The following is a 12581-nucleotide window of genomic DNA, read 5'->3' as shown; positions in this document are numbered from 1 at the left end:
ATACAGGTTTTTTATTTCTGGGTCCTGAGTCTGCTTTCGGAATGAATCCGGGGGCTTGTATCCTGGATGCTTTCGGTGAGTACACAATTCCACCTTGCCCAACCGAGAGGGCCGAGAATCTCGGCGTCTCCCTCATTTACCAGAAACTATCACAACCAACTAGCAACTCTCGAATCAAATTTAACTTCTTCAGGCAGGCGGTAATCTATCTTCTGATAGCTGTGCAGCACCTCGCGAATTCCAGTATGAATCAAATTTTCTATGTGCAGCAATTGCTCTGAAGAACAGCGAACCTGAACAGTTTGGTTTGACACAGACTCGCTGGAGTCGATCGCAGTATATCTATTAGGAACTCGGCTAAGCACATAAGCAATTAAATCTTGTCGCAATCCCGAAGGCGAAAAAGCTTGTTGGTAAGGGTGCTTCGGATAAGACTCCAAGATAATTTCTACTTCCTCTGTGACTACAGCTAAGGTAATATTGACAAGATTTTTCTGCATTTTCCCCGTCCCCAAACATTCGTTAACTAATATTTTTGTAGCCGTTCTCGATCTCGTCTGATTTCTCATGAATTTTAACCGGCTAATACCGCCAATCGTTCTTCCGTCATCACCAGCTCGAACTCGGAACTTACCTCTTCTATAACCCGCAGCACGTAGCAGGGAATCTTGTCCGATAAAATAGCACTTGCCACCGTACCAGTGTGAATTTCTAAGACTGCTTCGGCAGCAGCTTCAAACATCAGTCGCTGTCCCGGAAACATCACTTTTTCAAAGTACCAATTAGGAATGTTCTCAATCCGAAGCACCTGCACTAGGTTGGTAACATTTGCGTAATAGCACAGAATCTGGTTGTTACCTTTATAAGATAGCTGATCAGACATTTAAAAATCTCCACACTCTTTCAAAAACTAACTGAGACTGGGATTTACCTGTTAGTGGTAATTGCGAGTTTTGCTCTTGATCAAACGACCTACTTATTTTTTTGGTGTTATTCGAGAGCGCGAATCACATCCTCAGTTATTAATTTTTGTAGCATTGAGTTATCCTGCCAACACTTAGAGGACTGGCGCAGAAAATCCGTTTTTGCCGGTTTAAAAACCCGGTTTGTTTGGTCTACAGGGCTTAGATCCTGACTTGTTTAGGTTGGTTGTGCTGTGGCACCAGTTAATCGAAAGTACCGTCACTTTCCCGAACTCTCCTGACAACAGATGCACTCTTTGGCAGCGGAATGGTGCTGAGAGTGCGATCGACCTTGTGATCCAGAGCTTGGGGTAAACTTTATCTAAAAAATATGAGGAAATTATGAAGACCATCATTTTTTTTGATAAATATACTTTGGCCGAAGCAGAGATTACAAGAGTTAGGCAAAAACCAGGTTTTTTAGCCAAAAACTTGGTTCCATCTGTGCTCCTGGGTTAAAAAAGCCGGTTTCTCAGGGAAATCTGCATAAATCTTGGATTAGCAGGTTGAAACGGAGTTTTTTAGCAAAAAACTTGGCTGCATCTGTGATTCCGGGTTAAGAAAAACCCTTCTTGAGGCAAGTGTTTGTAACTTCTGGAGGAGTTATTCTGCCTGTAAATACGGTGATCGCCGATCGGCTTTGCGGGTAACAAAAAACCCCGACTCCCTGGGATCATCTCTAGAACTTCTAGGGAATCAGAGTTTAAATTAACCAATCACCGATCGATCTCAAAGCTAAATCAAAAAAATGAGGAAATTATGAACATAGCCGGAAAAACTAAAACTTTCCTGGACGCATAAACCCGGTTTACCAACATAATTGCGTAATTTTCGCAATAATCAAAGGAACGAGAAAGCGCATTTGCGATGATCATCCGGCTTGAATGCCCCCTTGATTCTTGCGTCGGGCTGGGCCGACTTTGTTTGTCTAGTAGCGGTTTCAAATGCCGAGTTTGATATGGTATCTGCGATCGCCTTTTACCCCAGTTTACAGCAACGGTTCCCAACCCAGAATGTCCGCCACTTGCTGTGCCAAACTCAAAGGATCGAAAGGCTTGGCAATCACCCCCGCTACCCCCAAATCAGCAAATTCGCTCAAATCCATCGCCTGCACCTTAGCAGTCAGGAAAATCACCGGAATCCCCCGAGTAGCCACATTGTTTTGCAGCAAACCAAACAGAGTAAGTCCGTCCATATCCGGCATCATCACATCTAGCAGAATAGCGTCAGGAAGTTGAGTTTCAGCTAACAGCAATCCTTGGCTGCCGTCGGGCGCGCTTAGTACAATCCAGCCGCCTAAATGTTCCAGACAAGCCTGAATCACGCTGCAGAGGTTTTTTTCATCATCGATGACCAGAATGCGCTTTGCTGACATAATTAAAACTCAAATTTTAAATTAATTATGGTAAACTGAAAAAAACTTAAGCATCCTGCCTCATCAACTCGGCTTCTTCACAGATAGAGAAGAAGAAAGAAGCAATAAAATTAAGAGCTTCAGCAGTTAAGAACGTTCTAATCAAGCGGTTGGTATGTTGCCACTCACCTACTGAAACCCTGAACATAAAAATCGACATATCAGCCTCCCAAAATCATCCTAACCGCGTGCGTTTCCAGAAACTTTAGCTTTCGCGAGTTCCGATCAAAGCAATCTCAAACCTCCAAACTTTTTCCCCCTTCGCCTTCCAACGGTGCAGGCACTGTGAAATAGAAACTGCTTCCTTCTGAGACAACACTTTCGGCCCAAATTCTGCCGCCGTGCTGCTGTACGATACTGCGACAGATAGCCAAACCCAAACCCGTACCTCCTTTTTGGCGGGAGTCAGAAGCATCTACTTGTTGAAACCGTCCAAAGATAGTTTCTAGTTTATCTGCTGGAATCCCCCGCCCTTGATCTTTGACTTCAAATAAAACCCGTGAAGCGTAGCTATCCCGTAGGGAATCGCCTAAATCTTCAACCCTGACAGTTACTGTACTCCCTGGATCGGAGAATTTAATCGCATTGCTCAACAAATTTACCAGCAGTTGAACGATTCTGTCCGGGTCAGCCCAAATTTTTGCTGCATCGGGCAAAATCGACACATCAATGTTATTTTCAGCAGCCAAAGAAAGTACAGCTTCTGCAGACTTCCGCATCAAAACCTGGGCATCGCACCACTGCTTGACGAGGATAACTTGGCTCGAATTGAGCCGCTCTAAGTCGAGAATATCGTTTACCAAACGCACTAACCGTTCGGTATCGCTCGAAGCGATTTCTAACATCTGTTTGGCAGTTTCCGGTCGATTTTTCAGTACCCCAGCCGCCAGCAAACCTAAAGAACCGCGAATGGAGGCAAGTGGCGTTCGCAGTTCGTGGCTGACAATCGAAATAAACTCATTTTTCATTTTTTCAATTGCCCGACTTTCTGTGATATCTGTGACTGTGCCGACGTGACCAATTAGTTGAGATCTGTCGGAAAAAATCGGAGCTGTTTTAAGCCGACAAAACCGGATGGTTCCGTCTCGCTGGATGTGGCGGAATTCGCAGGAAAATTCCCCCTGTAGCGATTGTGATTCCGACCACTTAGACAGAATTAGTTTGAGGTCTTCGCGGTGAACAAACCGCATCCAGCCTTTTCCTAAAGCTGCTGTCGGTGTGAAGCCACCAATTGCTTGACAGCGAGGATTTGTATAGGTACATTTCCCCTCAGTATCGATTTTGAAAATGCCCACGGGGGAACTCTCGCTCAGAGAGCGAAATAAAGCTTCGCTTTCCCGGAGTTCTGCTTGAGAGCTTTCTAGTTCTCTGGTTCGCTGCAAAACTCGCATTTCTAACCGTTCGTTGAGCTGTTGGAGGGCTGCTTCAGCAAGTTTACGATCGCTAATATCCCGGTGCACTGATACCCAGTGGGTAAACTCACCATTTTCGTCCGCTATGGGGACAATGCTCATTTCTACCCAAAATTCCGTCCCGTCTTTGCGGTAATTGATCGAGTCAACCCGCACAGGCTGCCAGGTTTCCAAAGCTGTCCGAACTCGATCAAGACTGGCGCGGTCTGTTTTTTCTCCTTGCAAGATGCGTGGCGTTTTGCCGACAACTTCTTCTAGCGTATAGCCGGTCATCCGCGTGAAAGCTGGGTTGACATAAATAATTCGCGGGCCCGGTTCCTCAATCGGTTCAGCTTCGGTAATTAACACGGCGTCGTTAGTGGTGGTGACTGCTGATTCCAACAGGCGCAACTGTAATTCTCTAGCTTTGCGATCGGTAATTTCTGTAACTGTCCCCACCATCCGCACTGCATCGCCTGCTTCGTTGTAAAAAAACTTACCTTTTCCCTCAATCCAGTGAATGCTGCCGTCGGGCCAAACCACGCGGTATTCCAGAAAGTAATCTGCTCGCTGGGCCAGGCTCTGATTTATAGTATTATCCGTACTTTTTAAATCTTCTGGGTGAACGCAAGCTGCAAAACTTTGATAAGTTCCGGCAAAAGTCCCCGGGGCCAACCCAAACAACTCTTCGTGTTCCCTCGACCAAACAATGCGATTTTTCTGCAAGTCCCAGTCCCAAAATCCGATTTTGGTAGCGGACAAAGCTAAGCTGAGCTGCTGATTGATTTTCCGGAGCTCAATGCTAGTAATAGCAACTCGAAGTTCTCGGGCTATTTCGATTTCGCACGGCTGCCAAGGCAAAGATTTTGACCTCACAGTTTCTTGCCACAACTCAAAGGAAATGCGAGGAGACATCACTCGGCTGCCATCCGGTTTAAGTTCAATGTGCCCCTCTGGTGGACCTGCCCAGTTTACAGTTTGAAGTGCTTCGGGACGGAACCACAAAATGTAATAATTTTGCATCTCGGACATGGCAAGTACCAGCAAACCGCTAGCAACTTCTTTAAACTTCTCGGATGGCGGATACAGTTTTGAGAGAGAATCTGTATAAAAAACCTCATTATTTATTTGAGTTTTTATCCAAGCAATTAAGTTTTCGATTTCTACCACTTCCGGGGTTTGCCCGATGGTTCTTAAATTTTCATTGGCACACACAACTCCACCGGTAGCGGTCACTAAGGCCAGCAATTCATCTCGGTATGTTAGTAAACCTTCTACAAAGCAGTTTTTTTGAGAAATCTCTGTGATAAATTTTTGGCAAATTGATTTTAAATAAATTGCATATTCCCGATCTTCGCTATCTTGTTTGTAGCTGAGTTCAAGATTCACAAACTTGGCTAGCAGTTCGCAAGCGGTTCTTGTTTCGTAGTTGACATACTTTCGTGTTGGGTGGTGACAGGCTATCAATCCCCAGAGTTTTTTATCTTTGATTAATGTCAGGGTCATGCTAGCGGCAACGTTCATATTTTGGAGATATTGAACGTGGCAAGGCGAAACTGTTCTCAACAAAGAACCGCCCAGATCTAAAGGGCTACCCGTCAGCGGATTGCAGTGAGGAATTAGTTCTACAGGCTGACAGTTAATATCGGGAATAAACCGAATTAAATTCATTTTGAAGAGGCTTCTTGCCTGGGGGGGAATATCGCCAGCCGGATAGTGCAGTCCCAATAAAGGAGGCAAACTTTCTACTTTGTCTTCGGCGACAACTTCCCCCGCACCGGTGGCATCAAATTTATAGACGATCGCTCGATCGAAACCGATCATCCTCCGCACTTCTTCAACTGCTGTCTGACACAGCACTTGCAGGTTTTGTGTTCTGTGGATTTTGTCGATCGGCTCTTGGACTAAATTATAACAATTGAAACAATCGCTCGTTTTTGGGGAAACAACCGACTCTAGTTCAACAATTAATGCGGAATTTGATTGATGTAGCGTCCCCTCAAAAAAAGACTTGCGGTCTTGACTTTGGAATGATAATCTGATACCGTTACGTTGTTGGTCTTTTTCAAATAAAGCTTTTTCAATAGCCTCAATTTCCTCAGTCTCGACAAATTCCTCTAAACATTTATTCAAAAGTTCTTCGGGGTAAAGGCCCATCGCCTCAAAAGTATTGTTGCTAACTTGCAAAATTTTCAACACAGGAGATTCCAGCACCAAAAGGATGCCGTGAGGTTGTATAGAACCCGGGGCGTAAATTAGTTCGCAGTCGCTGTTATTGAGAGTGCCTGTGTCTGAGGGCAATATCATTGCTTTCATCTGATTAATACTTCTCTAAATTAGCCTGTGTTCTTGATCAGCGGGCAAGCATCAACAGCACCTCGTCGGAATCACATAATCTAACAATCCCAAGTCTTGGCTAAGGCTTCCTGATTTGTTTCGGACACACACTGCATATTTGCTCTTAGTTATCCCATTTTAAAAAAAGAATACAACTGTATGTACGTGCTCGAAACCCATATCTCATCAGTCATTCCCTATTCTTCAATTCTTTAATTCTTTAAATCTAAAATGGGATTAGCGCTGTGCCTGAGCCAGTCTGTTTCTTAGTTGAGTCCGCTCCAAACGATTCAGGAGGCGAGCAATTAATTCCGGTTTCACGATCGGCTTGTTCACGTAGTCGTCAGCACCTGCGACAAACATTTGGCGCACGATTTCCGACTCGGAATGAGCTGTCAAAAATAGCACGGGGAGCTTGCTCCAGCGCAAATCGTTGCGAACTGCCAAACACAGCTCGATACCGCTGTAACCGGGCATCTCCACATCTAAAATTAGCAAATCCGGACAAGTTGTTTCGAGTACCTCCCAGAACTTTTCGGGATCGTCCAATGTTGTTACTTGAAATCCCCAAGGTTGTAGAATAACTTGCAGTGCAGCCAATAGATGCACGTCATCGTCTACCACCATAACTTTAGCTTCAGCAGGGCCAGTCTGGTCGATTAGTTGGGCGACTGCTTTGAGTATATCTGCTGGGGGTATAGATTTGTGTAAAAAGCCGGAAGCTCCCAAACGAGCAACTTCTATTCGATCGCTCAATTGATTGTACTCGCTAAAAACCATCACCGGAATTTCGGGCTTTTCACTGCGGAGTTCGGCTAAGAGAGAAAGTCCGTTTTCCTGAGATCTGGAAAATGTCAAATCCAGCAAAATCGCGTCGGGAGGCTGTTGAGAAATCGCATTTCTTGCCGCTTGCGGAGAGTTGGCGACTTCTATCTGGAAGCCGGAACCGGATGCTACTGTTTTCAGTCGATCGCTCCCAAAAGTATCATCATCAACAATCAGCATTCGGCGCTTTTGGGAAACCGCAGGAACCAAATCGCCTTCGGGTTCGGGCGACGGGCGATAGAATATCTGTTTTAGCTGATGCAGAAATCCCTCAATCTGCTGAGCCGTCCCCGGTTTCCAGATGTTTTCAGCCTTGAACAAATGTTCGATCTGGCGCGCAACTTCCGAACCTTTCGGCAGCCCTAACGTTCCCAAAGAACCGACTAATTTGTGAGCTTGAGCCTGGGCTTCCTCGCGCAGTTCGCCCTCCAAGCTTCCGTTTTTCAGTTGAGCGATCGCGCGATCGAATATCGCCACCTTTTCTATAAAATTAGCTTTTAAATTTCCCCGCATTTGGGCAATCGCATTCAAGACTTTGAGACGGCGCTCGTCTTTGTTTAATTCCTGGCTAGACCCGCTGGATGCAGTAGATAAAGTCTCTTGAGTTTTAGCAGTTTCTGTCCTTTCCTGCCCAACTTGTTGGCTCTCAATCTCCTCCGGCAGACTTTTGAGCCGATAGCCCAATCCGTACACGGTTTCCACTAAATCTACAGTCATCCCGGCTGCTTTCAGCTTCTGCCGCAGCCCCTTGATGTGAGCGGTAACGGCTTCTTCTTGAGGAAATTCGCCGGCCGACCAAATGCGATCGAGGATAGCGCTGCGACTGAAAATGCGCCGAGGATTTCTCAGGAAAAGTTCGAGCAAATTGTACTCTTTGGGAGTCAAGTGCAGCACTTTTTCGGCATAAGTTACTTCCGTAGTGTCTGGGTTGACTTGCAGTTTTTCCCAGGTCAAATTTGTACTTGACAAAGTTGCCTTACCCCGGCGCAGCAAAGCCCGAATTCGAGCGATTAATTCTTCGAGATTAAAGGGTTTGACCACATAATCGTCTGCACCCGCCTCTAAACCTTGGACTCGATCGTTGCTGCTATCTAGCGCTGTCAGCAGTAAAATCGGCATTTGGCAGCCGGACGATCGCAATTTTCGACACAAACTAATGCCGTCGAGTTTAGGAATCAGCACATCCAAAACAATCAGGTCGTAATCGTATGCCTGCACCAAATGCAACGCTGTTTCACCGTCTGCTGCCGCGTTCACATTGTAATTGTGAGAGTTCAGCGCTTGAGTCAGCAAACTGACTGTAACTGTGTCATCTTCTACCAGCAGGATTTTCATAAACGTCACCTGTCCTTCCAACTATTCTTGGAACTTTTTATCGGTTTTTGCGGCTAATTAAATAGCCTTTTTACAACTGAATTCAAAAAATCCCCACCTTCAGTATAACAAATACCATTCTTGAAATAGAATAGTTGTCAATTATTATTTTGATTTTATTGGTTTTCCTCTCGAAATATTTCATTAGATTCTGGCTGATATTTTATGGTTTTTTGTACTTCAGCGCCTGCTGAATCTTTTGAATCAAATATTGCGAGGAATCTTGATTTTTAACTAAGTCTTCTAACTCGGAGACCGCGACTTCGGTGTGTTCTATATCTCGAACTAAAGAATCAGCGGTAACACTTTTTATGACTCCCAAAGGTTCTTGGATAGCGGTCAACGAATTGAAATTCTTTTCCGCTATTAATTCTTCCAACTCTAATAGTGCCATTTCGGCACGATCGATCTTGATAGTCACGGATTTAGCCACATTAGCACCCGCTCTTGCTGCCTCCGTGAGTTCGTGAACTCGAAGTTTAAATCGGCTAGCAATTTGCTCCATTTGAGTCCCCAATTCAAAAGTTTTACTTGCCAGTCTGCCAATTTCTAGACTCACTTTGCTCAGACCACTAGGCTGACTTCCCATTTGATTGGTAACTACAGCCACCTGTACTGCTAAATGCCTGACTTGTTCGATCGCCTCCCGGATGGTTCGGGAAGTGCGGTTAACCGTTTCTAAATCATTAGCTATTGCTTTGCCCACCCCCAAAATTTTATCTGTGTTGTTGCAAATAGAATTAGCACCTTGAAAAGTAGCTTGAAATGCTTGGCGACCTTCCGAAGAAATCAGTTTCGCAATCCTTACAAATCGCTGATTCATTTGAGCGATTTCTTCAGCTTGTTTGACCAGTGCCACTTGCTGGGAACTAGGATTGGCATGGGAATTTTCTGTTTGACGTTGGTGGATTTTTAAAAGTTCATTACATTCGTGAACCTTAGCCTGTTCTTGTTGAATTAGCGCCAAATACTTGTGTCTTTCTACTCGGTATTTTTGAATAGCTTTGTTGGCTTGTGCTAAAAGTTTTGACTGGGCAATTACCAGAGTATGAATGTTCAAAAGGCGGTGGCTATGGTCTTCCATTACCACAATAATCGGTTCATAAATCAAGTCTTTGTGCCTGTGGAAAGACGCTTGGACGGCATCGTCAATTTTCCAGTTTTCCGAAAGCAGCAAAGGCGGAATTCTAATAAAATCTAACAAGGCTCGAATCGGGTGTGACCCGTAAAGTTCTGCGCGATCGGGAAAACTCATTTGCTCTCGAAATTTGACGCGAGAAATCATGCCCAATACCTGTGATTCATGAGTAATAATGACTCCCGGCAGGTCTGGTTCTTGCTCAAATCTTTCAGCCACTACCTGTCCTAGAGTTGCAGCGCTCACTTGGAAGTCGTGACACGGCAGATGTCCGATCGTGAAATCGGGGGTGAGTTGAGTTGGATTGCTCATTTACCCGGATAGTGTTAAGTACAAGTTAACAAATTATATATTAATATTATACTGGAATAAGATTGTTTCAAGTAATAACAATGATAGGGAGAAATAAGCTCTCTGGCTCCGGGGCCTTCTATTACCTACTTTCTGACTACTGTCATCTCAAGTCTGTTGGATCGGCCGCACCTGTTGTGCCACGGGTTCCGTCCTCACAACAAGGGCATTCATATTTTGTTCTTTAAAACAACCGGGAAAATATCTAGATTGAAACCAAAAACCTTACATCGGACTTTGCCCCTAGCAACCTTTGAGGCTGCTTACCACTTGTTACAGCAAATGGCTGAACTCCCAGGGGCGATTTGGCTGACCGACGATGCGATGATCGCTGATTCTCACAATCTGGAAAATTCGTCGGAAAGGTTTGCAGCAGTGGTATCAGAGCATTTTAGCGCACTGCTGCGGGGCAATCTATTAGATGAGTTCGCAACAAACGGACACAAGCACAGCGAAAAAAATTTCCATTCGCAATTGAATGTGCAGTTGACTTTCGACCCCGGGGCGATCGCCGATTTCCTGTCTCCCCTCGCAGACAAACTCGCAGAAATAACGCTCGCACCCTCGTGGCAAATTGACATTCGCGCCCTCAAACAAGCAATTAAAAATATACAGACTAACTCGGCCGTTCTTCAAAGCGAATTCACCCTAAATTTGCTGGATATTCTCGCTGCCAATGCCAGCCCAAATAATCGCCCGCCCCTACACAGCCAAACAGAAATAGAGGGAAAATCCGCGCCCAAAGTTATAGATCCAGAAACGCTACAAAGCCAGATTGCTGAAGCCGTCAATCAATTACAAATTGCCAGTCCCTGTATTTCATTTTGTCAGCCAGTAGAAGATGCTTTGCAACAGCAGCTCGAACAAGAGCGACTTTTGAATCAGGTCACAACTCAAATCCGCCAGAGTTTGGAATTGCCTGTAATTTTGTCAAAAGCAGTCGAGCAAGTGCGAGAGTTTTTGGAGGTCGATCGCCTGTTAATTTATCAATTTGAAAAAGTGCCAGCACCGCACAATATCGAGTTAGCGAAAGAAAGACCTACGGCGGTTTCTGGGTCTGGCGAAATCCCAGAAAATTCCGGGTCTTACTTGTATTTAGGTCGCGTTACCTACGAAGCTTTAGCCAACGATGCTATCTCGTCTGTACTGAATTTTAGTGATGGCGCGCAGTGTTTTACCAATGGAGTCATTGACCGAGAGAAATATCGCAAAGGTTTGGCTTTGTGCGTCGCGGATGTGGAAACAACTTACTCTTCGCAGCCTTGTTTTGTAGAGTTGATGCGGCGGGCCAAGGTGCGGGCAAAGTTGCTAGTGCCGATCGTAGTTCAAGATGACTTGTGGGGGCTGCTAATTGCCCACCAGTGTACTTTTCGGGAGTGGGAAGAAAGCAAAAAAACTTTTTTGCGACAAATAGCAGAACATTTGGCGATCGCCATTTACCAAGCCGAACTTTATGCACAAGTCCAGCAGCAAAAGCGCACCTCAGAACAGCGCGTAATAGAGCGCACGCGAGAACTGCGCGATGCACTGGTCGCCGCCCAGTCTGCCAGCCTCGCCAAGAGCGAATTTTTGGCAGCTATGAGCCACGAATTGCGGACTCCTCTCACTTGCGTCATCGGCATTTCCGACACGCTACTGCGGTGGTCTTACGGCAAAGTTGGCAGCAAAGAAGTGCCGATACAAAAGCAGCGGCAGTACCTGCAAACTATCCGAGACAGCGGCGACCACTTATTAGAATTAATTAACGATATTTTAGATTTATCGCAAGTAGAAGCGGGAAAAGCAATATTAAAAATTAGTGAATTTTCACTTTCTAAATTAGCTTCTCAGAGCCTGCACGCCCTCAAAGAAAAAGCGGTTGCTAAAGGCGTGGAACTGCTGCAAGAACAGCGGATAAAACAAGAGTGCGATCGCTTCATTGCTGACCCGCGCCGCTTGAGACAAATTCTCTTCAATCTTATAGGAAATGCGATTAAGTTTACTCCCAAAGGCGGGCGAGTCATCCTGCGAGTTTGGGTGACAGAAGATCAAAATCGAACGCCGGCATTTCGGCAGGCCGGTACTGCACCTGCTGGCAGTACCGCTGTTTTTCAAATCAAAGATACTGGCATTGGAATTCCAGAAAATCAGCGATCGCTGTTGTTTCAAAAATTCCAGCAGTTGGATTCTCCCTACCGCCGCGAATACGGCGGCACCGGTCTGGGATTGGCTTTAACTAAACAGTTAGTAGAGCTTCACGGCGGTGCGATCGAAGTCAACTCTACAGTTGATGTCGGCTCTACTTTTACCGTTTTTATACCCATCCAAACTCTAACCAAAGATGAATCCACAAAATTCACATATGAAAAATCTAATTCATCTTTACCACTGCATTATTCCTCGCGGGGCAGCCTCGTACTCGTGGAAGAAGATGAAGAAACTGCTATGCTGATTTGCGATATCCTGACAGCCGCAGGACTGCAAGTGGTGTGGATGATTGAAGGTTCTGCAGCGGTGGAGCAAATTGAACTTTTGCAGCCGAATGCTGTGATTGTCGATATGCGTTTGCCCGGTATGAATGGCTGCGAAATAATTCACCAACTGCGCCAAAAACCCGCTACTGAAAATATCAAGATTCTAGCTTTAAGCGCTAATGAAATTCCGCCAGATCGGATATCTTTCGTGACGGCGGGAGCTAACGATTGTTTGACTAAACCGATTCATCCTGAGCAATTGCTTGACAAAATTATTTCTTTAATGGCCGGTACTGGTAATGGGTAATTGGGCATGGGGCATTGGGCATGGGGCAT

General features: G+C 45.3%; 7 protein-coding genes. 1 reads left to right on the top strand and 6 read right to left on the bottom strand.

The genetic code is table 11. The features are described 5' to 3' along the window. Positions 1–149: 149 nt before the first annotated feature. From QUA10_RS24850 to QUA10_RS24825, 6 genes are all read right to left on the bottom strand, one after another. Complete coding sequence (locus QUA10_RS24850; RefSeq protein WP_333086402.1) at positions 150–569, bottom strand: late competence development ComFB family protein; 420 nt, start codon at positions 567–569, stop codon at positions 150–152. A 5-nt stretch (positions 570–574) separates the two neighbouring features. Next, complete coding sequence (locus QUA10_RS24845) at positions 575–883, bottom strand: DUF1830 domain-containing protein (protein WP_333083612.1); 309 nt, start codon at positions 881–883, stop codon at positions 575–577. A 1067-nt stretch (positions 884–1950) separates the two neighbouring features. Continuing rightward, positions 1951–2337, bottom strand: coding sequence for a response regulator (locus QUA10_RS24840; protein WP_333083611.1), 387 nt, complete (start codon positions 2335–2337; stop codon positions 1951–1953). A 275-nt stretch (positions 2338–2612) separates the two neighbouring features. Continuing rightward, a complete protein-coding gene (locus tag QUA10_RS24835) occupies positions 2613–6083 on the bottom strand; it encodes a PAS domain S-box protein (RefSeq protein ID WP_333083610.1) in 3471 nt (1156 codons plus the stop codon). A 258-nt stretch (positions 6084–6341) separates the two neighbouring features. Next, complete coding sequence (locus QUA10_RS24830) at positions 6342–8264, bottom strand: response regulator (RefSeq protein ID WP_333083609.1); 1923 nt, start codon at positions 8262–8264, stop codon at positions 6342–6344. A 202-nt stretch (positions 8265–8466) separates the two neighbouring features. Beyond that, positions 8467–9753 carry a chemotaxis protein gene (locus QUA10_RS24825; protein ID WP_333083608.1) on the bottom strand — a complete coding sequence of 429 codons (1287 nt, stop codon included), beginning with the start codon at positions 9751–9753 and terminating at the stop codon, positions 8467–8469. Between the two features lie 249 nt (positions 9754–10002). On the opposite strand from QUA10_RS24825, the gene QUA10_RS24820 reads away from it, so the two are divergent. After that, entirely contained in the window at positions 10003–12552 is a 2550-nt protein-coding gene (locus QUA10_RS24820) for an ATP-binding protein (RefSeq protein WP_333083607.1), read from the top strand. Positions 12553–12581: the final 29 nt, after the last annotated feature.

The sequence above is a fragment of the Microcoleus sp. Pol8_D6 genome (assembly GCF_036700965.1).
In the GTDB taxonomy this organism is placed as follows: domain Bacteria; phylum Cyanobacteriota; class Cyanobacteriia; order Cyanobacteriales; family Microcoleaceae; genus Microcoleus.
This window is presented reverse-complemented; position numbering and strand designations above follow the sequence as displayed.